This is a genomic window from Dictyobacter arantiisoli, assembly GCF_008326305.1.
Classification (GTDB): domain Bacteria; phylum Chloroflexota; class Ktedonobacteria; order Ktedonobacterales; family Ktedonobacteraceae; genus Dictyobacter; species Dictyobacter arantiisoli.
Genome location: NZ_BIXY01000036.1, coordinates 1 through 26,383 on the forward strand (window position 1 = coordinate 1; position 26,383 = coordinate 26,383).

General features: G+C 50.5%; 21 protein-coding genes. 9 read left to right on the plus strand and 12 right to left on the minus strand.

What is annotated here, in order from left to right; genetic code table 11:
* The first annotated feature begins 464 nt into the window (after positions 1-464).
* Together F1593_RS13195 and F1593_RS13200 are read left to right on the plus strand one after the other, a co-directional pair.
* Entirely contained in the window at positions 465-1,382 is a 918-nt protein-coding gene (locus tag F1593_RS13195; protein ID WP_149402037.1) for a hypothetical protein, read from the plus strand.
* Between the two features lie 125 nt (positions 1,383-1,507).
* The gene (locus F1593_RS13200; RefSeq protein WP_149402038.1) at positions 1,508-1,846 is read left to right on the plus strand and encodes a hypothetical protein; all 339 of its coding nucleotides are present in this window, start codon (positions 1,508-1,510) and stop codon (positions 1,844-1,846) included.
* Between the two features lie 77 nt (positions 1,847-1,923).
* Here the strand turns inward: F1593_RS13200 and F1593_RS13205 are convergent, their stop codons facing one another.
* Both F1593_RS13205 and F1593_RS13210 read right to left on the minus strand, forming a co-directional pair.
* Positions 1,924-2,997, minus strand: coding sequence for an NADH:flavin oxidoreductase/NADH oxidase (locus F1593_RS13205; protein WP_149402076.1), 1,074 nt, complete (start codon positions 2,995-2,997; stop codon positions 1,924-1,926).
* Between the two features lie 275 nt (positions 2,998-3,272).
* Complete coding sequence (locus F1593_RS13210; RefSeq protein ID WP_172632095.1) at positions 3,273-4,997, minus strand: aldehyde dehydrogenase family protein; 1,725 nt, start codon at positions 4,995-4,997, stop codon at positions 3,273-3,275.
* A gap of 224 nt (positions 4,998-5,221) precedes the next feature.
* Between F1593_RS13210 and F1593_RS13215 the strand changes: the two genes are divergently transcribed.
* Together F1593_RS13215 and F1593_RS13220 are read left to right on the plus strand one after the other, a co-directional pair.
* Positions 5,222-8,488 (plus strand): S41 family peptidase, encoded by a 3,267-nt coding sequence (locus tag F1593_RS13215; protein ID WP_149402040.1) that lies wholly within the window; start codon positions 5,222-5,224, stop codon positions 8,486-8,488.
* Positions 8,489-8,949: 461 nt separating this feature from the next.
* The gene (locus tag F1593_RS13220; RefSeq protein WP_149402041.1) at positions 8,950-9,591 is read left to right on the plus strand and encodes a DUF4870 domain-containing protein; all 642 of its coding nucleotides are present in this window, start codon (positions 8,950-8,952) and stop codon (positions 9,589-9,591) included.
* Between the two features lie 104 nt (positions 9,592-9,695).
* Here the strand turns inward: F1593_RS13220 and F1593_RS13225 are convergent, their stop codons facing one another.
* Positions 9,696-10,184, minus strand: a complete 489-nt coding sequence (locus F1593_RS13225; protein ID WP_149402042.1) for a hypothetical protein — start codon at positions 10,182-10,184, stop codon at positions 9,696-9,698.
* 613 nt (positions 10,185-10,797) lie between these two features.
* Here F1593_RS13225 and F1593_RS13230 point away from each other — a divergent pair.
* Positions 10,798-12,117, plus strand: a complete 1,320-nt coding sequence (locus F1593_RS13230) for a S53 family peptidase (RefSeq protein WP_149402043.1) — start codon at positions 10,798-10,800, stop codon at positions 12,115-12,117.
* A 125-nt stretch (positions 12,118-12,242) separates the two neighbouring features.
* Here the strand turns inward: F1593_RS13230 and F1593_RS13235 are convergent, their stop codons facing one another.
* On the minus strand, positions 12,243-14,093 hold the full coding sequence (locus F1593_RS13235; protein ID WP_149402044.1) for a serine/threonine-protein kinase: 1,851 nt from the start codon (positions 14,091-14,093) through the stop codon (positions 12,243-12,245).
* A 478-nt stretch (positions 14,094-14,571) separates the two neighbouring features.
* On the opposite strand from F1593_RS13235, the gene F1593_RS13240 reads away from it, so the two are divergent.
* The 3 genes from F1593_RS13240 to F1593_RS13250 all read left to right on the plus strand — a co-directional run bounded on the left by F1593_RS13240 (position 14,572) and on the right by F1593_RS13250 (position 17,007).
* On the plus strand, positions 14,572-14,883 hold the full coding sequence (locus F1593_RS13240) for a GlsB/YeaQ/YmgE family stress response membrane protein (protein WP_149402045.1): 312 nt from the start codon (positions 14,572-14,574) through the stop codon (positions 14,881-14,883).
* A 276-nt stretch (positions 14,884-15,159) separates the two neighbouring features.
* Entirely contained in the window at positions 15,160-15,507 is a 348-nt protein-coding gene (locus F1593_RS13245) for a peptide chain release factor family protein (RefSeq protein WP_149402046.1), read from the plus strand.
* Positions 15,508-15,576: 69 nt separating this feature from the next.
* Positions 15,577-17,007: an outer membrane protein assembly factor BamB family protein gene (locus F1593_RS13250; RefSeq protein ID WP_149402047.1), complete on the plus strand. Its 1,431-nt coding sequence runs from the start codon at positions 15,577-15,579 to the stop codon at positions 17,005-17,007.
* A 157-nt stretch (positions 17,008-17,164) separates the two neighbouring features.
* Here F1593_RS13250 and F1593_RS13255 read toward each other — a convergent pair whose 3' ends face one another.
* Both F1593_RS13255 and F1593_RS13260 read right to left on the minus strand, forming a co-directional pair.
* A complete protein-coding gene (locus F1593_RS13255) occupies positions 17,165-17,632 on the minus strand; it encodes a hypothetical protein (protein WP_149402048.1) in 468 nt (155 codons plus the stop codon).
* A gap of 142 nt (positions 17,633-17,774) precedes the next feature.
* Positions 17,775-18,731, minus strand: a complete 957-nt coding sequence (locus F1593_RS13260) for an aldo/keto reductase (protein ID WP_149402049.1) — start codon at positions 18,729-18,731, stop codon at positions 17,775-17,777.
* Between the two features lie 290 nt (positions 18,732-19,021).
* Between F1593_RS13260 and F1593_RS13265 the strand changes: the two genes are divergently transcribed.
* Positions 19,022-19,450 carry a PPOX class F420-dependent oxidoreductase gene (locus tag F1593_RS13265; RefSeq protein ID WP_149402050.1) on the plus strand — a complete coding sequence of 143 codons (429 nt, stop codon included), beginning with the start codon at positions 19,022-19,024 and terminating at the stop codon, positions 19,448-19,450.
* A gap of 325 nt (positions 19,451-19,775) precedes the next feature.
* Here the strand turns inward: F1593_RS13265 and dhaM are convergent, their stop codons facing one another.
* From dhaM to glpK, 6 genes are all read right to left on the minus strand, one after another.
* On the minus strand, positions 19,776-20,180 hold the full coding sequence (gene dhaM, locus F1593_RS13270; protein WP_149402051.1) for a dihydroxyacetone kinase phosphoryl donor subunit DhaM: 405 nt from the start codon (positions 20,178-20,180) through the stop codon (positions 19,776-19,778).
* Positions 20,181-20,221: 41 nt separating this feature from the next.
* Complete coding sequence (dhaL, locus tag F1593_RS13275) at positions 20,222-20,857, minus strand: dihydroxyacetone kinase subunit DhaL (RefSeq protein ID WP_149402052.1); 636 nt, start codon at positions 20,855-20,857, stop codon at positions 20,222-20,224.
* A 24-nt stretch (positions 20,858-20,881) separates the two neighbouring features.
* Complete coding sequence (gene dhaK, locus F1593_RS13280) at positions 20,882-21,883, minus strand: dihydroxyacetone kinase subunit DhaK (RefSeq protein ID WP_149402053.1); 1,002 nt, start codon at positions 21,881-21,883, stop codon at positions 20,882-20,884.
* Positions 21,884-21,996: 113 nt separating this feature from the next.
* A complete protein-coding gene (locus F1593_RS13285; RefSeq protein ID WP_149402054.1) occupies positions 21,997-23,676 on the minus strand; it encodes a glycerol-3-phosphate dehydrogenase/oxidase in 1,680 nt (559 codons plus the stop codon).
* A gap of 103 nt (positions 23,677-23,779) precedes the next feature.
* Positions 23,780-24,664, minus strand: coding sequence for an MIP/aquaporin family protein (locus tag F1593_RS13290; RefSeq protein ID WP_149402055.1), 885 nt, complete (start codon positions 24,662-24,664; stop codon positions 23,780-23,782).
* A gap of 166 nt (positions 24,665-24,830) precedes the next feature.
* The gene (gene glpK / locus F1593_RS13295) at positions 24,831-26,336 is read right to left on the minus strand and encodes a glycerol kinase GlpK (RefSeq protein WP_149402056.1); all 1,506 of its coding nucleotides are present in this window, start codon (positions 26,334-26,336) and stop codon (positions 24,831-24,833) included.
* Positions 26,337-26,383: the final 47 nt, after the last annotated feature.

Sequence of the window (26,383 nt, forward strand, 5' to 3'; positions counted from 1 at the left end):
GTGCAGGAAAGGTGCACAGCACCTTTCCTGCACTACACACTAAAAAGGGCGCAGGCGCGCACGCGCCTGCCAGCCAGGGAGCAGCAAGATCCCGCTGGTATTGGGGGCTGACACTCTCTATGAGTGTGTCAGCCCCCCATGCTCGCCGCGATCTCTGTGCATGAGTTTTCGCACCTGCGGTGCTCAAACAGATTTTTATTATGTGATGTAGAAAAGGTTCGAAGAACCTTTTCTACATCACATAATAAAAAGGGCGCAGGCGCGCACGCGCCTGCCAGCCAGGGAGCAGCAAGATCCCGCTGGTATTGGGAGGCTGACACTCTCTATGGTGCAATTTTCATATTTATAATGACAGGTCGGATATTTTTATAAATTCATTATGTCCATATGGTTAAAATGGTGTTATCCTTATATAAAGCATGGAAGATGCATTGTTGTGTTTGTTTAGATGGAAAGGGAAGTGTATGACATACGAGGCGCCAGAGCACGATCCTCAGCAGCTAGAACATATTATGGCGACTGTTTTTACATGTCGTAGTATTGTGAAGTATAATCTTACACTGGGCGATACCCAGAAAACAGAGCTATTGGATGATATTGATACCGCCCTGGAGGTATTACGCACGCAGCTGATTGCACAACCAACCGTAAAACCTGATGCAACACATGCGCACCCGCAAAGCCGGAATCTGTTTAGTCCTGTGACAGAGGATCAGGCGCAACCCAATCAGTCCGGTCTCACTCCTGAAGAGACATTGCAATCGCTCTATCATATGTATCATAGATATGTTGATACTCAGCAGTCTACCAGTATCAGTACTTTTATTGAGCGTTTTAATGACGTAATGACAACCCTTAATGATATACAACGTTTCGCAGAAATGAACGGTAGCTCTTATGAGCCCTGTTCACCACAGGCGATCATAACCGATCCTTTGCAGAGAATACGCCTCTTTATCTCCGATATCTATTATATCTTCATGGATTTTATGCGTTTGTTGTCTGAAGTACTCCAAAGCAATGATGTGCAGTTGGATACGGAGAAACTTTCCTCTTTATCAGATAGGGAAAAAAGCCAGAGGGAGCTTGGACATCTACCCTCGATAGCTCATCCTCATGGAGAGACCTATAGCTTGAGCTTATTGGCTCAGGTGTACACTCATCACCAGCAATTAATCCACATGAAAGGGCATTATGCGCATCGTATCAATGAAAGTACTGCATTTTTAGAGTTTCTCAAGGAGCGTTTTGTACCACAAGCCAGCGAACAGCCCGAGCTTGTGAAGCATATCGATGGGGTAGTGAAGCTACTGCTGGATATGCAGCATCTCCTCGCTGGTTATGAACGGGTAGCAGCCGCTTTGCTTGGACTGGGGAGCTAATCGGCAAGCAACAAAAAGATAGCTAAGTTGTCTGTTCCAGGAGCAATTTGAAGCCAAAGAAAGCGCTCATCCTTGTAAACAGTAGAGATGTCGTTTTGTTGTTTGAGAGATGAGAGGTTCATCGTATGAATGTTATGGCTATCGGGCATGCTGAATTATATATCTATCCAGAGAAAGTTGCTCCTCAAGATCGCATTGTATCTCCACAGCGCATTGATGTAGCCAGCACGCAAGAATTATTAGAGGTTCTGACTTCAATGTCTGCTGAGACCAGTTTTAGCGTCTTGCTGGTGATCAATGAGTGTGTCGTGGGAAATGGCAAATACTTTATGACCCATGAGACGGTGACGATTCTGCATGAGTTTGGAGCCTGTATAGGTTTCCTGGTCAAGCCACTGGCGCTGCTACGTGAGGCACGCCTGGAGTACCAGCAACGCTATCGTGAGGAGCAGGCAGCAGAATAGCCGCCCTCGTACGGAGAGCGGCTATTCTGCTGCCTGCCAGGTATAAAGCGTCTGGATGGTGTATTCAGGTATAAGCTTTAGCGTTTGGCGCGTTCGTATTGCTTGGGCCATGCGATATCGCTGCCGAGTTCATGGGCGGCGCGTAGGGGCCAGTGTGTATCGCGCAGCAATTCACGCGCTAAAAAGATCATATCGGCCTTATCCTGTTCGAGGATGTTATTGGCCTGGGTTGGCTCGGTAATCATGCCGACCGCACCTGTGGGAATCTGGGCCTCGTGATGGATGGTGTCTGAAAAGGGTACCTGATAGCCGGGGCCAACGGGAATTTTGGCCTGCTTCACATTGCCACCGGTCGACACATCGATCAAATCCACTCCGTGCTCTTTAAGTGCCTGGGCTACCTCAACGGATTCCTCTAATGTCAGACCACCCTCCTCTAACCAATCTGTGGCCGAGATGCGAACGAACAACGGCAGTTCTGCGGGCACAACTTCTCGGATGGCATCCGTGACTTCGAGCAGGAAGCGCATGCGATTTTGTAATGAACCACCATATTCATCTGTGCGGTGATTGGAATAGGGTGAGAGAAATTGATGGATCAGATAGCCATGGGCGGCATGGATCTCCAGGACCTGGAAGCCTGCTTTTAAGGCTCGCTGCGCTCCACACTGGAAGTTTTTGACGACTTCAGCTATTTCAGCAACGCTTAATGCTTCTGGTTGGGGATAGGTATCTGCGAATGCAATGGCACTGGGAGCTACGGTTTGCCAGCCACCATCTTCAGGCTTGACTTCACCATCGCCTGGCTCATCCCACGGCCTGTGAGTTGACCCTTTTCTTCCTGCATGAGCCAATTGCATGCCTGCTACAGCCCCTTGCGCTTTGATGAAGGAAGCGATGCGGGAGAGCATCTCGATATGTTCATCGCGATAGATGCCAAGATCCTGGGGTGAAATACGCCCACGTGCTTCGACGGCAGTAGCCTCGGTGATAACAAGTCCAGCTCCACCCACGGCTAACGCGCCCAGATGCACCAGATGCCAATCCTGTGCGAAGCCATCTTCTGCTGAATACTGGCACATAGGAGCGACTGCGATACGATTTTTGAAGGTCAGGTTGCGCAAAGTATATGGTTCAAATAGCTTGACTATTCCACTATGCTTTTGTTTACCCGTTACGGCTGTCTGTGTAGCGCCGGTTGGGAGTGTGCTCATACAAAAAAACTCCTCAATATGTTTCATCTCTAAGGATAGGTAGCCGTTCGCGCCGAAAACAGTGGGGCGCATCTATCTGATAATTATTGTTTCCATCTATGACAACACAACCACATGCCTCGATTATTTCATGCTTTGTTGTCCACTGTTCTGATAGTGTGCGTCCTGTGATGTACTTGTGAGTATTTCCAGTGAGCGATTTTGGCGAACGATTAGCGTCCCATCGCGGTGGCTGCAATGTCGAGCAATTTCCGCCAGGAGGGTGCGGTTTCAAAGTAGGTGAGCTTCTTAAAGAGCTTGTACGCCACCTTGTTCTGGCTGACAAACCAGGGCGGTGTCATGAGACTACGGAAGGGTGCGCGCAAGACACATTTTTGCAATTGCGAGAACATCAGGGTATTATGAACGATCCCGTTGCCGGATTGAATATCTTCGATACTGTGTCCAGGGAAGGCTCCCCAGGGCGTGACTGAGATGACAAAGCTGGTACCAGCCCAGTAGTTGACGCCGATAGTGCCATAGCGTAAGTCGGCGATGGCCTGATCAATGGCTGCGGCTACCCCAGGTAGCTTGAGAGTAGCGGGATGGACAATCAAGGTGACGTTCAGGGTGCCCCAGAGTTGTTGATTAGCAAAGGTGACGGCTTTTTGAATATATTCTACGATCGTGGACGCCTCCAGTGCGGTCTCAGCGCAGAGGCTACAGAAGGCTTCTGTGGTAAAGCAGATATCATCGCTCTGGTTGGCCGGAACATCAGGTATGAAGGTCCAGGGCAGCAATGTTTGATCCTGTTGTCCAAAGAGTTCCGCTTCGGGATGGGCGGCGAGGAAGCGCTGTTGGCGTTCACGCGCACCGGGATAATAGGCGGGACGGGAGGGGAGCTGCGCGAAGATGTGACGCATCTGCTTGAGGAGCTGCGTCCGTTGGGTCCAGTTGCGTTGTTGAATGATGACACGGGTGGCATTGCAATTGAAGCCTTCGTTGTTCGCCACGGATGAGACAAGGTGTTCGGCCTGATAGGCGATATCTTTCTGGCTCCATGGTCCAGGGACAATGATGACGGGACTGACATTGCCCAGTTCGCCGGTAATCGGTTTGGTCAACAAGGATTGTCCGCTTGCTTTACGCTGTTCTCCCTCTTCACCTGTCCCAAAGACGATGGCCTCAAAGGTTTTGTCCGAGCCAGTAATATGAATCTCATCAATACCGGGATGCTGGCAGAGATAGCTGCCCTCATCGGCACCGCCGTAGACGATATCCAGAAAGCCTGGCTTAATCAGGGCGCGAAATGCTTCGGTAAGCAAGGGGCCAAGGTAGGCATTGACTGGATTAGCTTTGTAGAGTACCACCCTGTTCTCTACAAATAATTTGTAGAGGAGATCCAGCGGTCCGATGCTGGCGACATTGCCCGCGCCCAGTACCAGTGCCAGTTTGCCTTCCTGTTCTTTTGTCTGATAACTGATGGCCTGTGTGTCTGGGAGACGCTCCACTGTGACGCCAGGCTGCATCCAGACCTCTGCCGTTACGCCTGGGAACAGGACGCGATCATAGGGGCGAAAAGGAAAGACTTGCGCGGTTACCTGTCCATCCGGCCGTGTTACGACTGGTCCGGGAATGTGGGGATGTCCGTCTTGTTGAATATCGCTCAAGACCTGACGTAACTGGCGCAAGGTTAGGAGTACAGGCCATGCGCCACCCCCCCAATCCTCACTTACCAGTGGATCATGCTCATCCAATCCTTTCGCCTGTGCGATAGCGGCGACCCAGCGTTGCGCCAACGAGGCAAAGTCCGTGATTAAGGTATCGATGATTGCAAGACGCGTGGCAAGCGGTGTGCGTATCCAGGCATCTTTGTGCTCGGTCAATGTTTGGACCGCGCTATCCATACTTGTGTGCGAGGATGGGGCAATCTCTCCCAAATGTGTATCAACCGTCATCTTCTTTTCCTCATAGAAACGATAATGCATTCGACGCATCTTCATGTCTGATCTTATTCTATGCCAAAGCCTGCCAGATAGCAACATGCCTGTCAGGTTGGTTGCGGGAGTGAGATGACGATTTTTGATATTCGTGTTATTCTACAGGAAAATAGATGTATTTATGGGTTTATTCTAGCCGTGTACATATTCCCTTTACGTACACTCTTAAATAAGGAGCAGATATGCCATCACAGGGTTACGTACGTTTCCCACATATCTATCAGGATCGCATTGTCTTTGTGGCAGAGGATGATCTGTGGTTAGTTTCTAGCGCTGGCGGACGGGCCGAGCGCCTTACTGCGGGTCTCGGTGAAGTGAAGCATCCGCGTTTTTCGCCTGATGGGGAATTATTAGCCTTTGTCGGACGTGAGGAGGGACCCAGCGAGGTCTATGTGATGCCTGCTCAGGGTGGGATCGCGCAACGCTTGACGTTTCATGGGAGCAATTGCCGTGTCCTGGGATGGACACCGGATGGCTCGGAGATCCTCTATTCCAGCAATGCCGAGCAATTCACCGGACGCTTTGAGACAATTTATGCGGTGAAGCCCACCGGCGGCGCTTCACGACATCTTCCCGTCGGGATGGCAAGCGCCATTTCTTATAGTTCAACCGGTGGTGTTGTGCTGGGTCGTAATACGAATATGCGCGAATTCTCGCACTGGAAGCGCTATCGCGGCGGTACAGCAGGCCATCTCTGGTGCGATCGTACAGGTGACGGGCAATTTGAGCGGCTGTTACAATTGGGCGGAAATGTCGCTGATCCCTGCTGGGTGGGAGAGCGCATCTACTTCCTTTCGGACTATGAGGGTGTGGGAAACGTGTATTCGTGTACCCCCACCGGTGAAGATCTACGCAAGCATACACAGAATACCGATTTTTATGCCCGTCATCTCTCAAGCGATGGCAAGCAACTCGTCTATCAATCGGCGGCGGATCTGTATCTGTTTGATCCGCAGACGGAAGAGTCGCGCCATCTTGAAATCACATTGCCCAGTATTCGCAGTCAGCGCAGCCGCAAGTTTGTTACGGCCTCCAGCTATCTGGATACCTATGCCCTCCATCCTCAGGGCCATATGATTGCTCTCACAACGCGTGGTAAGGCTTTTACTCTCGGCAATTGGGAGGGCCCGGTTCTTCAGTATGGTGAGACTGATGGTGTGCGCTATCGCTTTTTAGAATGGCTGAATGATGGCAAAAAGCTTGTGGCAATCCATGATGCCCCCGGCTACGAAGAGCTAATTGTCTTCACACCCGAAAGTGCAGAGGCGCCACGTACGTTCCCTGAGATTGAGTTTGGGCGTGCAACCGATTTGACTCTCTCTCCGACCGATGATAATGTGGTCATTGCGAATCATCGCAACGAACTGATCCTGGTCAACCTGGAAGATGGCACATCACGGGTACTGGATCATAGCGATCATGGTGGTATTCATGGAGTGGCCTGGTCCCCTGATGGGATATGGGTGGCGTATGGATATGCCCTGGCATCCAGTAAAGTCGCTATCAAGCTAGCAAATATTGAGACTGGTGAATTACATCAAATTACCAATCCCATTTTGACTGACAGCCGGCCCGCCTTTGATCCCGAAGGCAAATACCTCTACTTTCTGGGAGAGCGCATCTTTAATCCCGTACGTGACAACTTGCATTTTGATCTCAGCTTCCCCCGTGGTGTCAAACCTTATCTGATCACCCTGCGCAATGATCTACGTTCTCCCTTTATTCCTGAGTCCCGTTCTCCTGAGGAGAAAGAAAAGGAGAAGGAGAAGGAAAGAGAGAAGGAGAAAGACGAGACTCCTGAGTCGGCTGAGACAAATGGCGCGCATGAGGATGGTCAGAGCGAGTCGAAAGAGAAGAAGGTCCCGGCTATCACGATTGATTTCGACGGCATCACTGAACGCATCTTACCGTTCCCGGTTGCAGAGGGGCGCTATCGCCGCATTGCAGGTATCAAGGGCAAGGCGCTCTTCCTCTCATTCCCGGTTGAGGGTGTGCTTCACAGTCCCGCAGCGGGACGTGGCACACTGGAGTTTTATGATTTCGATGCGTATAAGACCGAGAAGCTTTTTGATGGCGTGGGGAGTTTTGACCTTTCTCGTGATTATAAGACCTTGATCTATAGTCTCCATCATCGTCTGCGAGTCGTGAAGGCAGGAGAGAAACCCAAGTCTGAGGGGAATAGTGACCGACCGACACGGGAGAGCGGCTGGATTGATCTGCATCGCGTTAAGGTGTCGGTACAGCCATCAGCCGAGTGGAAGCAGATGTTCGCGGAAGCCTGGCGTCTCCAGCGTGAACAGTTCTGGAGCGAGGATATGTCTGGTATTGATTGGGAGGCAGTCTATCAACAATACGCTCCCCTGGTCGAACGTGTCAGTTCACGCTCAGAATTATCTGATCTGCTCTGGGAGTTGCAGGGTGAATTGGGTACCTCACATGCTTATGAGATGGGTGGTGATGTACGACATGGCCCCCATTATCGACAGGGCTTCCTGGGTGTCGATTGGAAGTATGATGAGGAGCATGAGCGCTATCGTATTGCTCATATCGTCAAGGGAGATCCTTCTGATAGTCAGTCCACCTCGCCATTAACCAGTCCAGGACTGAATCTTGCAGTTGGTGATGCGATCCTGGCGATCAATGGACAGCGTGTTGGCGCTGGACGAGGACCAGCGGAATTGCTGGTTAATCAGGCCGGTAACGAGGTTCAACTGCTGGTTGAGCAGGCTGAGAGCAAGGAGACGCGAACCGTCGTGGTCAAGGCTCTGGCCAGTGAAACGCCCGCCCGTTATCGCGAATGGGTGGAAAACAATCGCCGCCATGTCCATGAAGCCTCGCAGAATCGCGTTGGCTACATCCATATCCCCGATATGGGGGGACCAGGCTATGCCGAGTTCCATCGCGGCTATCTATCCGAGTATGACTATCCCGCACTTCTGATAGATGTTCGTTGGAATGGCGGTGGAAATGTCTCTGGCTTGTTGCTTGAGAAACTGGCGCGCCGACGTATCGGTTACGATTTCCCGCGCTGGGGACAACCGGAAGCCTATCCCAGTGAATCGCCACGGGGGCCCATGGTTGCCCTGACCAATGAGCATGCTGGCTCAGATGGCGACATCTTTAGTCACAGCTTCAAGCTGATGGGATTAGGTCCCTTGATTGGTAAGCGTACCTGGGGCGGAGTAATTGGCATCAGCCCACGCCATCATCTGGTGGATGGAACTGTCACTACGCAGCCCGAGTTCTCTTTCTGGTTTAAGGATGTTGGTTGGAACGTTGAAAACTATGGTACCGATCCTGACATCGAAGTAGATATCGCGCCGCAAGACTTCGTCAAAAGTAACGATCCACAATTGGAGCGTGCCATCGCTGAAGCTTTACGCCTGAGCGAAGAATATCCTGTACTTGAACCCCGACCTGGCGAACGCCCACGCCTGGGTCGCTTCTAGGACAGATCTAACCTCGACTTTGTACAATTTTGAAAACGTGAGCTCGAAAATGCGTCGCGCTCGCCCTTTTTCGCAGGCTCAAATGCCTAAAAATGTACAAAGTCGAGTTAACAAAGTGTTTGATTCCCCTCACCAGCGGGATCTTGCTGCTCACCTGCTGGCAGGCGCGCAAGCGCCTGCGCCCTGTTTAGTGTGTGGTGCAGGAAAAGTGCTATGCACTTTTCCTGCACCACACACTAAAAACTGTTTTGAGCACTGCAGGTGCGAAAACTCATGCACAGAGATCGTGGAGAGCATGGGAATCAAACACTTTTTCTCTTTTCGATCTGTCCAAAGAGGACCACAGCTTTTTTGTGACAATTTCGCGACATTTTTGTGATACCAGCTTTACATTTACCCCTTATGCTAGAAATGATTCAATTTGATACGCGCCATTAGAGTATTCAGAAAGGCCATTTGCGATGTCACAATCATTTCAGCCTTCACAGGAACAGATTTTTCAGCAGCAGCGCAGTGCTGCACATGATAATGATACCTCTTTCGATCCTCAGCAATACGAGCGTCAGTACCATGCTCAATGGCCTGGCGATATTCCTTCTTCACCTGAAGAGCCGCAACAGGTGCCGCCAATGCAGGCAGGGCCGGGTCAGCAGGTGCCTCTCTATACCTATGGGTATGTGCCACTCTATGCTACAACGCCTCCACCAATTATGGGCAGTAATGTGTTTGGACAGATGGAAACTCCATCTGCCGCAAGGCTGGGTGGTGTACTGAGCTATCTGGGTGGCTGGTTCACCGCTATCCTGATGATTTTATTCGTGAAGCAGAATCGTTTTGTGCGCTTCCATGCTATGCAATCGCTGCTCTTCTTTGGAGGCTATACCTTCCTGTTTATTGTATCCCTCCGCTTGATCAGTCTGCATATCACACTGATCCGATATCCAGTTATACCGTTTTTTGTGATGCTCAATGTGATTGCGTTTGTGGGTTGGATAGTGGGTTTAATCGGAGCGTTATCTGGAAAATATATTGGATTGCCATTTGTGTCTGAGTGGGCGCATCGTTTTGCTCGGGATCGCCACAAGCCTGGTACGGTGAAATAAGTGGATGGTGGTATGCTTGCTGTTCATATATCAGGTATCAGGAAAGTCCCCGAACACAGCAGAGGCTGACGGGGACTTTCTTTGTTGGTTGTTGGGATCTCTTTTTAGTCGTTACTGCTCTGTGAGATATGACTGTACTCAGCACCAGCATTGTTGACGTAGATGCCGGGTTGGGCGATATACGCGGTCTCAAGGACTCTCAGAATGGCTGTGCCGTCCAGATAGATATCGGTTTGCTCGACCTGCTGAATCAGGCGTAACGTGTGCCAATCTGCTGGATCAAAGTCGGCTGGTAGTGCGATGACGCGATTAACGACCGGGGCGACACCAACTGTTTCGACTGCGAGTGCCCAGCGCTCTTGCTGCTGAATGAAGCGTATGAGCAGGCGTGCCTTGTTGCTATAGTGGGCTAGAATGCCCAGCGCAGATTGTCCTTCGGATAGAGGAGCAATCAGACGAAGGGTGGCTCCAAATTCAAATTGAGGTAGGGCAGTCCCCTTCAAGATGATCTGTTCTCCAGCGGTGCTAGCAATCTGTGTAAGTGTATCTTCCTGTAAATGCCAATCTAAAAATACGATTTGTTCTGTAATCATGGATGTGTAATTTCCTTGTTGTGGCTTGATCTGGCTTGATCTGGTTTGATTGTGGTTTGCGCTCCAGGCTACTGATTATCTGGCTGTATCAAGGCAGCGGACAGCCTGCCAGTATGCGCTATGTAAGATGTTGGAAGTAGAAGAACGATTTTTGAAGGATGTCCTGACTCACTGTAAACTGTTATGAACTCTAGCATAGCTATCTCCCCTTGTCAATGTCTCCTTTTCCCTCCACTTCTATACCTCTTAAAGGGCCTGAAGTCCCTGGTCCTGGAAGAATGTCCTGAGAAATAGAGGACCTTTGACTATGGATATATTGGCGTTTTGTCTGTAGCTGTGTTGGTATTGTGAGTTGTTCGTGCTCGTTTTCCTTGAATATGTTGATAAATAGCTGTATGTACTGACATAAATAGCCCTACCTGGATGATCCGGGTGGTCTATATAATAACCTTAAAGAGAATACATGAGACAATCTATAAAAGTATGTGTTCTTCCCGTTTTGCGGTATGTAGTAGAAAGGATATATGTAGTGCGCTATTCCTTCCATACGCGAATGCGAACGCGTAATCCATTGATATTTTTGTTGCTGATATGTTGCTGCCTGGGTTCTTTGTTGAGTACCTCAATCCAGGGACATGCCTCCGCGAATATGTTTACACAGGTGATCCATAAACATCATGCCCTCCGTTGGTTGAGTAAAGATCCTCCCGATGACGCAGGCTGTCGAGTCCAGATGCAGATGCCCTGTTATAGTCCAGACGAAATCCACAATGCCTATGGTTTGACGCCGTTGCTGCACAATGGTTTCAATGGCACCGGTCAGACCATCGTGTTAATTGATTCTTTTGGGAGTCCTCATCCACTGGCTGATCTCAAACGATTTGACAAAGATTATGGTTTACCAGATCCCCCATCGTTTAAGGTCCTGAATCCCCTGGGGACGGTCCCGTTTGATACCAGTAATTCGGACCAGATGGGATGGGCCCAGGAGACGAATCTCGATATTCAGTGGGCACATGCGATAGCTCCCGGTGCCGGTATCGTATTGTTGACCAGTCCCGTCTCTGAGACCCAGGGCGTCCAGGGGCTGCCAGAGTTTTTGAAATTAGAGCAGTATGCTGTTAATCATCACCTCGGCAAGATTATCTCTCAAAGCTGGGGTGCTACAGAAGAGACGCTGTTTATGCCCACTGGCAAGCAGGTAATGAATAATTTCAATACATTTTACCAGGCAACCACCAGCGAGCAGCATGTAACCTTTATTGCTTCATCCGGGGATAGCGGTAGTGTCAACCCTGATGTCAATGGCAATAACTATCCTTTTGCGACTGTTGGTTTTCCGGCTGATTCGCCCTGGGTGACTGCGGTGGGTGGTACGAGCTTGCACGCTGATACGAGTGGTAACTATCAGTCTGAAACGGTCTGGAATGGTGGAGTCGGCAATGCCTCGGGCGGTGGCTACAGCCAGTATTTTAAAGCACCTGACTTTCAGAAGTCGTTACCCGCAAGTGCTATTGCTGGCTCGCATGGATATCGAGGCGTACCTGATGTCTCCTACAATGGAGATCCCACTACAAGTATTCCGGTGTATCTCAGCTTTATGAGCGAACCCGGCTATTATCTATTCGGGGGTACCAGTTCGGGCGCACCTCAATGGGCGGGCCTGGTGGCTATTACCAACCAGCTGGCGGGCCATCCGCTTGGCTTTATCAACAATGAACTGTACAATATTGGTAGTAATCCCTCATTGTATGGTCTGGCATTTCATGACATCATTCAAGGAAATAATACGCAGGGCAACATCAGTGGCTTCAGTGCCAGCGTCGGTTGGGATCCGGTGACAGGTTGGGGAACACCAAAAGCGACGTACTTGTTACCTCTACTCGCCCATCTACCAGCGCTTACCGTTATTCCCTTCAGCAAGCACTGGTAGCGACACCCATGATTTTCCCGTTCTTTGTGTATGAATTTTTGCATCTGAGATGCTTAGAACAATAATATAGTTGTTCGCAACTCAGATGCTCAAACACTTTCTTTTCTTCTCTTTTCTGGCGTGTGTTATTCAGTTTTGATGTTCCAGACCTGTACGGAGCCATTGCCGTTGGCAGAGACGATATGTTTGCTGTCCGATAGCCACGTGATGGCAAAGGCTGATGCTGTATGGACGGGATAAATACCGACCTGGTTGCCATTCCCATTGCTGTTACCTGCGCCGTTATTGCTGGCAGTGCAGGCATGCCAGACATGCACCTTATGATCTTTACTGGCGGAGGCAATCCAATTTCCATCTGGTGACCAGAGTACCGTGCCAACCCAGTCATTATGTCCACGATATTCGCAGAGCAAGTGTCCTTTGTTGAGTGGCTCCCAGATATGGACAATGTTATCTTCACCCGCGGAGGCGATGCGCGTGCCGTTACTGGACCAATCGATAGCGCGAATCCAACTGGGATGTCCACGATAGAGGAAGAGTCGGCGCCCCTGCCCGCTATCCCAGATATGAATTTCGTGTCGCGCACCCGATGCCAGAACCTTGCCATTGGGAGACCAGGCCAGAGCGCGTACCCATTGTGTATGTCCATGATAGATCAGTTGTTGTTGTCCTGTCGTGGCCTGCCAGATATGGACGGTATTATCTGTCCCATTGCTGGTTGAAGCGATCCATTGACTGTCTGGCGACCAGACCAATGCCGATACAATGCCATGGTGACCGTTATAGATGGCTTTGTGCTGTCCCGTGCGTGTATCCCAGACGTGAATGCTTAGATCCAGGCTGGCGGAAGCGATAAATTGTCCATCCGGCGACCAGGCCAGGGTTGTCACGCTTCCCATATGCCCTTTATAAGTCAGTATGCATTCACCTGTGGTTGCGCCACGTATCTGAATAGTGCGCTCACGGCTCCCATAGGCAATCTTATGCTTGTCAGGTGACCAGGCCAGGGCATAGATAACATCGTTGATGGTTGCATGTTCTTCCATTCCTCTGGCAGGTACACAGCGCGATGGGGACGCAATGTCCAGAGGCTTTGTTTCCAGCACGGGCGACGTCTCTGGTGGGTAGGAGGCAGATGACCAGGTTGGCTGGATGATACCCTGATCCGCCAGATAGGTTTCTTCGAGTGTGCGCGCGAAATCCTGAATAGAGCTAAAGCGTAGGCGAGAATCTTTTTCTAACGCGCGCATAATGACCGCCTCGACGGCTGGTGTAATCTCTGTCTGTTCTTTATTGAGCGAGGGAGGACGTGTAAACGCATGCTGTACAATCACCTCTTCATAGGTGCCATTGAAGGGACGCTGACCGCTCAGCCATTCATAAGCAATGATTGCCAGCGCATATTGATCACTGGCGGGCTGTGGTTTGCCACGTGCCTGTTCTGGAGCCATATACGCAATTGTGCCCGAGACATCGCGAATGGGATGTTGCGATGAACTTTGCGCCACCACAGCCAGTCCAAAGTCACTCAACAGAATATCATGCTGGCGCCCCAACAGGAGATTCTCCGGCTTAATATCGCGATGGATCAATTTGTTGTCATGGGCATATTGTAAAGCGTTGGCGATTTGCTTAATGAAGGCCACAACCGTTGCGAGAGGTAATTTGCTCCCACTTTTATAGTGTTGCCGGAGTGAACCGTTAGGGGCATAGCTCATGACCAAAAAAGGAACATGCTCCTCGACTCCAAAGTCGAGGATACGCACAATGTGAGGATGCTCAAGCTGTGCTATTATGCGCGCCTCCTGTTGAAAATGCTCGATTTCCTCGGATGCGAGGCGCGTATCCAATATTTTAATCGCGGCGCGGGTACCTAAATAGACATGTTCACCCAGGTAAACATCCGCGAAGCCACCGTGCCCCAGGATGCTGACGAGACGATAGTGACCAATCTGTTGACCAATGCGGTCGGACATACGAGGACTTTCCAGGGAGTAGATCCCTTTTTCTCTTGATCTAAATTCTTCTTATGCAAAGTATAAACAGGGAAGCGAGAAAAGAAAAGCCTCTTTTGATTAAATTCAGCCCGAGGATAAGAAAAAGAAGTTCTTTAAGCTTTCTTATGTAGGCGAGATAGTGGAACAGTATGTGTCCTGTTAACAAGCCGTTCAGATGCCTATTCTCACGCTCAAGATGCGCTTCTCTAAAGATGAGATGGCAAGCAGAGCAGTGATCACAAGCTATGGAACGAAAATTAGAAGCCTGAGAGATAATTTAGGAGAGGCTTAACCTTTCATGGAAGGCGTGAAAAAGTGTATCCACCTCTCTTCTGGTGATCGTATATACCACAGAAGGGAGAGAACAAACATACATCTCTCCCAGCCGGAATAATTTTCATACTGCGAAACACTTTTGAGTTGTACGATTTGATTAGTGATAAAAGGAGTTCATACCATGGCAGTTTTCGCAACCGTAACAGCATTAACCCTTGCAGACGTCACCCTTAGCTCAATCATCTGGTGGTTAGTTGTTGGTTTGATCGCTGGTGCATTGGCTGGTCTGGTCATGCGTGGTGGTGGTTATGGCATCATCGGAGATATTGTGGTTGGTCTGGTTGGTGCGTTGGTTGGTGGTTTCCTGGCGGGCTTACTGGGTATTGGTAGCAGCAATGTGATTGTCTCAATTGTTATCGCCTTCATCGGTGCCTGTGTCTTCATCGCCATCTTGCGAGCCATTGCTGGTAGCACCCATCGTAGTGCTCTATAACCAAAAATAAGCAGGATGCGTAGAAATAACTTCTATACAATACGATCCAGGCTTATCCAGCATCGATCCCCCAAAGGCCAGCAGTGCCCGGGGGATCGATGCTTTTTGGCATCCTTCTTTTGTAAATTTTCAGGCAGCGAATCGTATTATAAAGACAAGCGCATGGATGTTCAGGCATGCTACAATGAACATTGCATTCGCATGATATGAATTCCATAAAGTGATAGGTTATAAGTGAAGAACAGTATTCTCCACGTTTTGAGATGAGAACCTCTGATGTTTGAACGATATCCAACTGATCGTGTATCGCTGGAGCGAGATTGTGATCTTGAATTTGTGATTGCCAGCGGTCCAGGCGGACAGCATCGCAATAAAGTCGAGTCAGGCGTGCGTCTGACCCATCGTCCTACGGGTGTGGTCGTCATGGCTACCGAGCGGCGTTCCCAGCACTCCAATCGAGATGTCGCGTATGAGCGCATGGCTGAACGTCTTGAGGAGCGGCAACGTATTCGTACGCCTCGCAGGCCAACTCGTCCCACGGCAGGTAGCCGTATCCGCCGTCTGGACAGCAAGCGTCTGCTCAGTACGCGTAAACGCCTGCGCTCCTTGCCCTTCAATGATTGATAGGGCATTTTGCTTAACTAATTGTGTTTTTTCACCAATGTGATAGATCAGATCCAAGGAGCATTGGATATGTATAGAGAAATATCTTCTTCGCCTTTTGTGCGCTGGTCTCGCTATTTATTTTCCTGCCTACTCTGTATGCTGGCGCTGACCCTGATCAGTTGTTCGAGTGGGGCGACCGCGAGTCCGGTCAGTACCAGTCCCACCAGTCAACCAACGGTAGTTGGAACCACCGCTGCGAGTTCCAGGAAGTGGGATGATTGGTTCACGTATCACCACGATATGACCCGTACCGGTTATCTGGCCTCAACTCCTGATCCTCAGCATCTCACCAAAGCCTGGCGTATCAGTCTGGATGGAGCGGTCTTCGCGGAGCCGCTGATGGTCAAAGGGCATGTGATTGTGGCGACGGAAGGCGATTCGCTTTACGCGTTAGATCCTCGACAGGGGAGTGTGCTCTGGCATACCAACATAGGCACGCCGGTCCAGCGCTCAACACTCCCCTGTGGAGATATTGATCCGCTGGGCATCACCGGCACGCCAGTCTATGATCCCGCTACGGGTTTGATCTTCGCAGTTGCTGAGATCAGTGGCCCCCAGCATGTTCTGATTGGTGTGGATGCCGCTACGGGTGCGGTAAAGCTTCGCCGCACGGTGGACATTCCTGGCATGGAGGTAGATGTGCATCAGCAGCGCGCCGCGCTGGCCCTATCTCATGGTATGGTTTATATTACCTATGGCGGTCTGGCGGGCGATTGTGGACAGTATCGCGGTACTGTCGTGGCATCCCAGACAAACGGCAAAGGGAATCTCCTATCCTATCAAGTGCCGGTTACACGGGAAGGCGGCATCTGGACCACGCCCGGACCAACCATTGATAAACAGGGGAATGTTTATGTTTCAGTTGGCAATGGCGAAGCGACGAGCGGCGACTGGGATCATAGTGACTCTGTGTTGCGTCTCTCATCTCAATTGCAACTCCAGGATGGTTTTGCTCCCACACAATGGCAGCAAGAGAACAGCCATGATACTGATCTCGGCTCGATGGGGCCAGCGCTCCTCTCCAATGGCCTGATCTTTATCGCTGGCAAATCTGGTAGCGGCTATGTTGTGCGTGCCAATGCGCTGGGGGGGGTAGGAGGACAACTCTCTGAAACCAGAGTCTGTGATGGCATGGCAATGGGCGGAGCCTCAATCGTCGGCTCTCAGGTCCTCATCCCCTGTAATGATGGTGTCCGGCGCATCACCGTCCACAATAACGGATCGGTCTCGGTCGACTGGCATGCCTCGAACATGGTCGATCCCGCCATTGTCGGGGGTCATACCGTATATGGTCTGGATGGCGGCGGCACGCTCTATGCGGTTGATCTTGCCACTGGTGCCACCCGTACCAGCATCAGCCTATCTGAAGATGTACCGCACTTTGCAACCCCGATGTTATCCGGCACAAGCCTGTTTGTCGGTACCAATAACGGCATCGTAGCTGTCAACCTATCCTGATTTTGCATGCCATAAGGTATTGTTCATAAAAGGAAGCGGATAAATGTCTTCACTGGCAGGCATTTATCCGCTTCCTGATGATTTATATTTGCTTTGCCATTTGCATCGGAATGCAGATACTTTTTATTCCAGATATGGTTGATGACCTGGAGGACATTTAGACGCTTTGCTCAACCCAGAGTGTGATCTGTTTGACAGTGATTTTGCCTTTTGAGAGCAGGGGACGTATGTCGGGATGGCGGGTGACCTGGTCGATGAGGCGATCCCGATTCTCGGGATCCAGGAGCGCAGGATGTTGGGAGCGGTCGACCTCAATGGTTGCTTGAATGATGTTGTGGGCGATGGTTTCTGGCGTTTCTGTGTTGGGGATGGGAGCGTCCTGTGTGCTTACTGTTTCTGTAGGCGCTGCTATCGAACTGGCGGCAACTTGTGGGGCCGAATCAGGGACACTACTGGATGCTTGTTGTGCGTGCTCTGGATGCAGTTCATTGAGCCATTTGAGTAATTCCTGGACCTGATGGGCGTCCAATTGTAATGGCCGCAACAGGGTTGGAGCCTGGATTTGTAGTGAGCCGTCGTCATCGCTGCTGACGGTATACATGCCGAGTTGCTTCCTGCTTCTCATCGTGCTACCCTTTCTCTCTCTGTATCCTTCTTGTCGCTTGCTAGATATATTTTTATCTGTTTGCTATCGTACCATATATTTTTCGATGAGCGCTTGCTGGCCGGGTTGGGATTGGCGTCCAGGCCCGGCCAGCAAGGAGCAGTTAATGCCAGCCGCTTACTTTGTCTAAGTGTTCTCCTTCTTCCTGCGTAATACGCAGATTGAGGGCGTTCAATAGTTCCTGCGTCTGTTCGACTGAGGTGGCGCTAGCAATGGGAGCGGTGATACCCGGTCGACCAATAATCCAGGCCAGGGCTACCTGGGAGGGAGTCGCCTGATGTGTCCTGGCAATTTCCTCAACCTGCGCCAGGACAGCAAAGCCTTTTTCATTCATATAGTTACTCTGCACGCCTTGTGCACGCTGGCTCTCTGGCAGCGCTTGCCTGGGCTGATATTTTCCTGTCAGAAAGCCGCTAGCGAGCGAGGAATAGGTGATGACACTGATTTCCTGTTCCTTGCATAACGCTTCCAGGTTTTTTTCATAGGTAGCGCGGTTCAGCAGGTTATAAGGTGGTTGGATACATTCATAGCGATCATAGTGATGTTGCAAACTGATGCCAAGCGCTTCAGCCATGCGTTCCGCTGTATAGTTTGAGGCCCCGATATAACGGACTTTGCCGGCTTTAATCAATTCATTAAAGGCTCCCAGTGTTTCTTCCAGTGGCGTATTGGTATCATCGCTATGCGCCTGATAGAGATCAATATAATCAGTTTGCAGGCGGCGAAGTGAGGCATCAACTTCTTGTAGAATATAGTCGCGTGATAAGCCACGCTTTCCATCTCCCATCTGCATTCCGATCTTGGTGGCAATGATGACCTGTTCACGATTTTTGCGTGCTGCCATCCACTTACCCAGGATGGTCTCTGACTCACCGCCGCTATGGCCGGGTACCCAGGCTGAATAGACATTTGCCGTATCAATAAAATTGCCGCCGCCCTGAACATAGGTATCAAGTACCGCAAAAGAAGTGGCTTCATCGATGGTCCAGCCAAAGACATTGCCACCCAGGCAGAGTGCTGAAACCTCTAAGTCAGTTCGTCCTATCTTACGTGTTAGCATCGTAGCTCCTTTATTTGTGCAGTGGCTGTATATATTGTAATTATATATATAGCTACCACTCTGTATATGTTCATACGGGTACACACAAGGTTATGTTTTATGGATCATCCCCCATTTCATTATGACACATCTTCATGGAGGCATGATCCCTGGCGTATCGAGCAGGTAATTGAATGGGTCGCACTACGACAGAGTTGATTGGGGATACGGGAAGGTGTGGGATGTTGTAGATTGTTATAGGATTTGTGAATGTGTAGGCATTGCATGCCGAGTATTGAGAGGATTTGTGTATGGCTGTAACGACAATTTCTGAGGAGTGTCGCACGTTTCTTTCTGAGAAGGTGCATACGGCGAAACTGGCTACGGTGCGTGTGGATGGTCGTCCGCATGTGGCTCCTATCTGGTTTGTGCTGGATGGCGATACAGTGATTTTTATGACAGGTCGCGATACGGTGAAGGGGAAGAATCTGGCTCGTACAGGACAGGCGTCTTTGTGCGTCGACGATGAATATCCTCCTTTTTCGTATGCCATGATCGATGGCACGGTGACGCTGTCTGAGGATCTAAAAGAGATGAAGCCATGGTCAACAAAATTGGCCGCTCGCTATATGGGAGAGGCCGAGGCTGAAGCTTTTGGCGCTCGCAATGCGGTAGAGGGGGAACTTCTGGTACGCCTGACACCGACGAATATTGTGTTCTTAAAAAACATCGCTGACTGAACAACTTTTGAGTTGACAAGAGCGCCCGGACAACCATCTCCACATGGCAGTTCAGGTGCTCTTTGTATTGTTTCGATTGTTCATCTATCTGCTTCTCCTGACCATCAATCTTAAGTTTTCGCGCATGAAGCTCTAAAAATACTGGCTCTCCGTCCTTGCGGGTGAAAGCGGGGTGCAGGGGCGGCAGCCCATGACGGAGCGCGAGGTGTCCTCGCAAACTCCCCCTCCTCTCAATCCCCCGGAAGGATAGAGAGCATAAATACTTTTGTAATGTTTTGCAGGATTAGCACTTAAGTGCCAATCCTGCAAAACATTACAAAAGTATTTATGCTTGATGACCTTTGGGCATGTCGTGCCCGTTGTTAGCGGCCTCAGCTACCTCTTGTAAGGTGCTGCCTGCGGAGGCTTCTACGGCGGCCAGGACGGCCCCTTCGACCAGGGGTGCAGTACTGATAATAACACGCTCTTTTTCCTGGGCATCCAGCATCTCCAGGGCCATTTCCGTGATCATTACGGCACTACCCAGGTCGAGCAGGACCAGTGTCCCATCGGGGCTGGAGGCTTTCTGTAGCGCCGCTGCGACCTTGTCGATTGAGGTGCCAATTGATCCGTCATCGGTTCCACCGGCTACGGCAATGGTAACTTCACCCATCGACATTTGTCCAGCCAGTTCTGCAACACCTTCGGCCAGACGTGCGCTATGTGACACGATTACAATACCAACTGCCAAAATATCCTCCTTGCAGGGGCTTCCACTTCCCCTACTCTTGCTTATGCTTGCTTGATGCTATCGGCCAGTGCCTGTAAGAGGAGCCAGCAGGATGTCGCGCCGGGATCTTGATGGCCGACACTGCGTTCACCAAGATAACTGGCTCGTCCCTTGGTGGCTGTCATCTCAATTGTTGCTTTCGTTCCTACCTCCGCGCCTGCAACCATTGCCTGGACAATCTGCGCGAGTGAAGCCTGTGCGGCCTGTGCCTGTTTCGCTGCTTCAATCGCGGGAGCCAGGGCATCCAGCATCGTCTTCTCGCCGGTCTGGGCCTTGCCACGTGCTTTAACCCCCTCCAGGGCTGCCTCAAATAGGGTGATCAGATCCGCGCTTTCCAGTGTTTGTTTGCCCGCCGTAGCCACGCCTGCGCGCAGAAAAGCGGTACCATAGAGCGGTCCACTGGCTCCGCCTACGGTAGAAACCAGAGTCGTACCCGTCGTTTTCAGTAAAGTACTGATATCAGCCTCTTCCATCCCCGCCAGTTTCTTATTGACAGCCTGAAAGCCACGATCCATATTAATGCCATGATCAGCATCCCCGATTGCAGAATCGAGTTGCGTTAAATAGGCATTGTTTTCGTGAAGTACCTGCCCTGAACGTTGTATCCAATCTCGAATATCCCCAGTCGTCACAGGCATAGATAATAACTCCTTTAGCAATCCTTAGCGGCCCCAGCGTAGCGCCGGAGTGTGTACCGGTGCGTCCCAATATTTCAACAGTTCATCATCCAGACGGACCAGCGTGATTGAGCAGCCCGCCATATCCAGCGCAGTGATATAGTTGCCGACCAGCGAACGGGCAATAGAAATAGCTTTGCCTTTGAGAATACGTTGCAGGGCATTGTAGACAATATATAACTCAATCAGCGGTGTGCCACCCATGCCATTGACCAGCGCCAGGACTGATTCACCATTTTTTAATTGTAAATCTTCAAGGATAGGTGTGATCAGGGTCTCCGTAATATCATCAGCGTTAGTTAGTTTGGTGCGGCGGCGTCCTGGTTCGCCATGGATACCGATACCAATCTCCATTTCATTCTCGCCCAACTCGAAAGTTGGCTTGCCTGCGGCAGGGACGGTACAGGATGTCAGGGCCATCCCCATACTGCGACCATGATCGTTAACTTTGCGAGCCAGCGCCACAACCTGATCCAGCGAAGCCCCTGCCTCCGCGTAGCCACCGACAATCTTCTCTAGCAGGACCGTCACACCTACACCGCGCCGACCAGCCGTATACAAACTATCCTGTACTGCGACATCGTCATTGGTGATCACGCTGGCAATTTGAATACCTTCGGCGTCAGCCAGTTCTGCAGACATCTCAAAGTTCATGACATCCCCGGTATAGTTTTTGACAATGTGCAGAACGCCTTTCCCGCCATTAACCGCATGTGTCGCGGCTAGCATTTGATCGGGAACAGGAGAGGTAAAGACGGCTCCAGGACAGGCTGCATCCAACATTCCGTAGCCAACGTAGCCTCCATGCATGGGTTCGTGTCCACTACCGCCACCTGAAATAATACCCACTTTATCGCGTATTGGTGCATTTTTGCGCACAATAATCTGGTTTTCCAGATCAACCGTAATCAAATCAGGATGAGCAAGTGCCATACCAGCCATGGCCTCTTTTACCACATCATCGGGATTATTGATGAGCTTCTTCATGTGCATCCTCTCGTCTTTTCGTGTCAGGTTGGGACTTTTAGATCTTGCAAGCACATCATACAGGCTAACGCGTATCTGATCTTAGTATACGCGCTAGCTGAGATGTTTGTGTATCAGTGTCTTTCAGCCAGTACCTCTCGCTGGATGTTTGTACGATAGGTTTGTATCAATTCCTGTTGTGCATTCGAGGGCCAGTTGAACTCGCTGCTCATCAATTGCGTGACATCGTTTAAGACATCCTGCCCGCGTGCGCGGTCTTCCAATACAATTGAAGTGCGCCGTGCCAGAATATCCGAAGGTGTCATGGCCATTTCATAGCGGCAGGCATAGATCACCTCGGCCCGGATATAGGGTAAATCGCTGATCAATTGCTGAGCCAGACCAGGATTTTGCTCAATACTATCGTAAATGAGATGGGCATTGGAGCCGTAGCTCGTACCCAGATGGTGAATAATCTCGTTGCTCAAGCCTGCCTGCACACCACGTTTTTGTAATTCATGTTCTACTCGCGGCCAGGCTGCACTTCCCTGTAAGGGCAGGTTCTGGGTTGGATGGGTTGGCTTGACGCCATCGCGGCGATTGATCACATCCAATGTGTCCTGTGCCATCCGTCGATAGGTTGTTAGTTTCCCGCCGGTAATCGTGATCAAGCCTGTGGGGCTTTCAACCACGGCATGGGTCCGTGAAAGTTTGGCGGTTGAGGCATTTTTCTGTCGAGTCTTCACCAGTGGTCGATAGCCAGCATAGGTACTGATGATATTATCTTCAGTAAGATGTACTGAGAGATAGCGATTAAGGTATTTGAGTAGATAGGCAATATCTTCCTGTGTCGCAGTGGGATGATTGAGATCACCTGATCCAGTATCAGTGGTCCCAAAGATGACACGCGACTCCCAGGGGACAATAAAGAGGATACGCTTGTCTTCGGTTTCAGGTAAGACGACGGCATCCTCTCCGACCTTTAGATCCTCGCGTGAGAAGACCAGATGTACGCCTTTACTGGGCTCAACCTGGATCTCAGGCATAGGGCCAGCCAGGGCTTCCACCTGTTCAGCAAAGACACCGGTTGCATTAATGATATGGTGTGCCCGCACCGTCAGGTTTTGATTGCCCATCACATCATGAATATGGGCTCCAGTAATCTGACCATTCTCCATCTCAAAGCCAGTTACTTCCGTGTAGTTTGTGATGATCGCTCCATAGCGAGCCGCAGTCCTGATGAGAGCCATCGTCAGACGGACATCGTTAGTCTGACCGTCATAATAGATGAAGCCCTCTTTAAGCCCTTCTGGGATCAAGGATGGCGCACGTTCAAGTACTTCCTCGCGACTGATATGGTGGTGGCTGGCGATATTGTGCCGCCCTGCCAGACCATCGTACATATACAGACCAATGTTCAGTAAGGTATTCAGTCCGACGCCACCAGGCGTGGTAAACGGCATACCAACGGGATGAAGGTCTCCTTCGTAGATCGGGAGCACAAAGGCGACAGGTTTAACCAGATAGGGCGCGTTCTGAATGAGCAGGCCACGTTCTACCAGGGCTTCGCGGACCAGGGCGAAATCGAAATTAGGGAGATAACGAATGCCGCCATGGGCCAGTTTGGTTGATTTACTGCTGGTGCCACTGGCAAAATCCATCTTTTCAAGCAGTGCGACCGAGTAACCACGTGAAGCAGCATCTAGAGCGACACCTGCGCCGGTTACACCACCACCAATGACTAACACGTCAAAATGATCGCTGCTCAGCGTGTTGAGGTTTTGTGTACGTTCGTGTGCTGATAGAGAATGCATAGCTTGTATTTACGTACAGACGTCAAATAGTTTTTATATGCTATTTCGCATACCATGCGCCATTCACGTCTGTACGTCCTTTCGTTGGGATTATTAGAAAGCACTACGAAGCTGGTTCACGGAGCGACTCACCTTTGCGGACCGCGTCACCTGAAGCTGACAATTTTCTCGCTTCAATGACTTTGCCGATAGTGTAATCATAGATGAATGCTCCCACAGCCCCACCTGCTAATGGAGCAACAATTGGTATCCAGGTATAGTAATTAAGACTACGACCACCATCCACCAGCGCAATCCACAAACGCGGACCGAAGTCACGGGCGGGATTAATCGCATATCCGCTATTGAGACCAAATGATGCGCCGATGGCGGCGATCAGAAGTCCAATAATCAAAGGATTCAGATTGGCCTGGACTGGTTGATTGCGAATATCGGTAATGGCAAAAATGAGTCCGACCAGCAATGCGGTACCGACGAACTCGTCTCCAAAGGCTCCAAAGAGTCCGACGAAGGGTTTGGGTGCGGTATAAAAGACCGTGCCTACGGTATTGGTAAGGGATGCTCCTTTTGCCAGGCTAACCGCATGATTAATGGCACCTTTATAGACGAAGTACACAATGGCCGCGCCGATGAAGGCTCCTATAACCTGAGCTAGCATATAGGGGATGACCTTGTTCCAGGGGAATTTACTTCGTACCGCAAAGCCCAGAGTGACCGCTGGATTCAGATGTGCTCCACTGATTGCCCCCGCCACATAAATGCCGAGCATGACCGCGAAACCCCAGCCAAAGACTATAATGATCCATTGGTTCGCGAATAAGCTGGGTTGAGTGGCCGTGCCACTCGGTCCTAATGTATTGAACAGTGCAAATGAAGCAACACTGCCAGCACCAAACAGAATCAGAACCATTGTACCAACAAGTTCAGCGATGCACTCACCTAATGTTCCTGCAAGTGGTGAAGTTCGCCTTACAACTGGTGTTTCCATGAACTTTCACTCCGTTCTGGTCGCTAATTGTTCCTGACAACTATCTGTATGGTTGAGCTTACATCCCTGCACTGCTGCATAGAGGTGATTGATTAATTCGGGCACGTTGAACAAAGACGTTAAACAGCTTGTGTCTCAGGTAAAGATTCCGGCTAAGGATGAAAAATCAGGGTTTGGCCCAGCCAAGTGAACGCTGTACCGCACGTTTCCAATCATGATATAAACTCTCGCGCTCATCGGCACTCATGCGGGGCTCAAAGGTACGATCAATCGCCCATAGTTTGCTAAGCTCTTGCTGGCTGTGCCAGAATTTGACTGCCAGCCCAGCCAGATATGCGGCCCCTAATGCAGTCGTCTCAGCAATTTCTGGACGTTGTACCGCAATACCCAGGATATCTGCCTGAAATTGCATCAGCAGATTATTAACGACGGCACCACCATCAACGCGCAAGGTTTTTGCCTCGATACCGCTATCGGCAGTCATCGCTTCAAGAACTTCGCGTGTTTGATAGGATATTGACTCCACCGTTGCGCGTGCGATATGTCCCATCGTCGTGCCGCGTGTCAGGCCTACAATGGTGCCACGAGCATAGGGGTCCCAGTAGGGTGCGCCCAGACCCACAAAGGCTGGCACCAGAAAAACACCACCATTATTCTCCTCCGTCTGGGCCAGACTCTCCACTTCTACGCTCGATCTGATGGCGTGTAAGCCATCACGTAACCATTGCACGGCGGCTCCTGTAACAAAGATACTTCCTTCCAGGGCATAGGTGATTTCTGGCTTCTCTTTTTTGCCCAATCCCCAGGCAATCGTTGTGAGTAGACCATTTTTGGAGTGAATAGCCTCGGTACCGGTATTCATCAGCATAAAGCAGCCAGTGCCATAGGTATTCTTTGCCATTCCTTTTTCGTAACACACCTGTCCAAACGTCGCCGCCTGTTGATCACCTGCGATCCCTGCGATTTTAATCGCGCCCCCAAAGAACTCAGGATCGGTTTCGCCATAGACACAACTGGAAGGGGCGACCGTTGGCAGCATCGAACGAGGAATTCCCAATTCGGTGAGAATTACCTCGTCCCACTTTTTTTCGTAAATGTTGAAGAGGAGTGTACGCGAAGCATTGGTATAGTCGGTAATGTGGACGCGCCCCCTGGTCAGTCGCCAGATGAGGAAGGTATCAATATTACCAAACAGCAGCTCTCCACGCTCAGCTTTTTCACGTGCCCCCTGGACATTATCCAGAATCCATTTTACTTTCGTGCCAGAGAAATAGGCATCGGTGACCAGACCTGTGCGGGCGCGAATTTCTTTATCAAAGCCTTTCTCTTTCAGCTCATCACAAATGGGCACCGTCAGACGGCTTTGCCAGACAATCGCATTATGGACTGGCCGACCGGTACTCTTTTCCCACACGACAGCGGTTTCACGTTGATTGGTAATGCCCAGTGCGGCGATATCGGATGCTCTCGCTCCGGCCTTCCGCAAGGCCTGTTGCGCCACGCGGAGCTGCGTATTCCAGATATCTTCTGGATTATGTTCGACCTCGCCGGGCTTGGGATAGATCTGGGGAAACTCTTCTTGATCAATACTGACAATATTACCTTCATGGTTAAAGAGGATTGCTCTGGAGCTGGTTGTTCCTTGATCTAAACTTAGCACAAAACGAGCCATGAAAAACTCCTCTTCTATAACGTTGTACTTCGGCGTCAACGTCTGGT

Coding starts and splice junctions, on each gene's coding strand:
- F1593_RS13215 (WP_149402040.1), top strand. CDS start 5,222: ATGCCATCACAGGGTTACGTACGTTTCCCACATATCTATCAGGATCGC.
- F1593_RS13200 (WP_149402038.1), top strand. CDS start 1,508: ATGAATGTTATGGCTATCGGGCATGCTGAATTATATATCTATCCAGAG.
- F1593_RS13245 (WP_149402046.1), top strand. CDS start 15,160: ATGTTTGAACGATATCCAACTGATCGTGTATCGCTGGAGCGAGATTGT.
- F1593_RS13240 (WP_149402045.1), top strand. CDS start 14,572: ATGGCAGTTTTCGCAACCGTAACAGCATTAACCCTTGCAGACGTCACC.
- F1593_RS13225 (WP_149402042.1), bottom strand. CDS start 10,184: ATGATTACAGAACAAATCGTATTTTTAGATTGGCATTTACAGGAAGAT.
- F1593_RS13255 (WP_149402048.1), bottom strand. CDS start 17,632: ATGAGAAGCAGGAAGCAACTCGGCATGTATACCGTCAGCAGCGATGAC.
- F1593_RS13250 (WP_149402047.1), top strand. CDS start 15,577: ATGTATAGAGAAATATCTTCTTCGCCTTTTGTGCGCTGGTCTCGCTAT.
- F1593_RS13265 (WP_149402050.1), top strand. CDS start 19,022: ATGGCTGTAACGACAATTTCTGAGGAGTGTCGCACGTTTCTTTCTGAG.
- dhaL (WP_149402052.1), bottom strand. CDS start 20,857: ATGCCTGTGACGACTGGGGATATTCGAGATTGGATACAACGTTCAGGG.
- F1593_RS13210 (WP_172632095.1), bottom strand. CDS start 4,997: ATGACGGTTGATACACATTTGGGAGAGATTGCCCCATCCTCGCACACA.
- dhaK (WP_149402053.1), bottom strand. CDS start 21,883: ATGAAGAAGCTCATCAATAATCCCGATGATGTGGTAAAAGAGGCCATG.
- F1593_RS13235 (WP_149402044.1), bottom strand. CDS start 14,093: ATGTCCGACCGCATTGGTCAACAGATTGGTCACTATCGTCTCGTCAGC.
- glpK (WP_149402056.1), bottom strand. CDS start 26,336: ATGGCTCGTTTTGTGCTAAGTTTAGATCAAGGAACAACCAGCTCCAGA.
- F1593_RS13285 (WP_149402054.1), bottom strand. CDS start 23,676: ATGCATTCTCTATCAGCACACGAACGTACACAAAACCTCAACACGCTG.
- F1593_RS13260 (WP_149402049.1), bottom strand. CDS start 18,731: ATGCTAACACGTAAGATAGGACGAACTGACTTAGAGGTTTCAGCACTC.
- F1593_RS13220 (WP_149402041.1), top strand. CDS start 8,950: ATGTCACAATCATTTCAGCCTTCACAGGAACAGATTTTTCAGCAGCAG.
- F1593_RS13290 (WP_149402055.1), bottom strand. CDS start 24,664: ATGGAAACACCAGTTGTAAGGCGAACTTCACCACTTGCAGGAACATTA.
- F1593_RS13195 (WP_149402037.1), top strand. CDS start 465: ATGACATACGAGGCGCCAGAGCACGATCCTCAGCAGCTAGAACATATT.